This is a genomic window from Pseudomonas sp. HY2-MNA-CIBAN-0224, from assembly GCF_040310285.1.
GTDB lineage: Bacteria > Pseudomonadota > Gammaproteobacteria > Pseudomonadales > Pseudomonadaceae > Aquipseudomonas > Aquipseudomonas helleri.
This window is the reverse complement of record NZ_JBEOPQ010000226.1, coordinates 1-393: the sequence shown is the minus strand read 5'-3', so window position 1 is coordinate 393 and position 393 is coordinate 1. Positions and strand designations below refer to the sequence as shown.

At 34.9% G+C, this 393-nt stretch carries 2 protein-coding genes; both read left to right on the top strand.

Annotated features, from left to right (window positions below; genetic code table 11):
- Positions 1 to 188, top strand: a 188-nt coding sequence (locus AAEZ03_RS26140) for a hypothetical protein (protein ID WP_502947954.1), incomplete at its 5' end; no start/stop codon positions are given.
- Positions 178 to 393, top strand: a 216-nt coding sequence (locus AAEZ03_RS26135; RefSeq protein ID WP_350582657.1) for a restriction endonuclease subunit S domain-containing protein, incomplete at its 3' end; no start/stop codon positions are given. The genes AAEZ03_RS26140 and AAEZ03_RS26135, both read left to right, overlap by 11 nt.

Sequence of the window (393 nt, the reverse complement as noted above, 5' to 3'; positions counted from 1 at the left end):
CACTTAATACAGGGCGTTATGTTGGTGTGGTGATCGAAGAAGACGGTCGTACTGAAGAAGATTTTATTGACTATATTCATGAAATGAATGAAGAGTTTATGTCTTTAAATAAGCAAGCTCAACAGTTGGAAAGTGTTCTTAATGAGAATATAAGTAAAATCTTAGAGGTGAAAGGTTATGGGAATTAATTTCCAAAAGTTGAGAGAGCTTTGTGTAATCGGAGATGGCATCCATACTTCAATAGAGAGGCAAGATTCAGGTGTACCGTACTTTACCTCCAAAAACTTTAAGCCTGATGGTTTGGATTTAACTAACGTTGATTATATATCTGAGTCAGATTATGAAAGATATTTTATAGATAAGAAGTCACTGCTAAACCCTATAAGCCAAGAC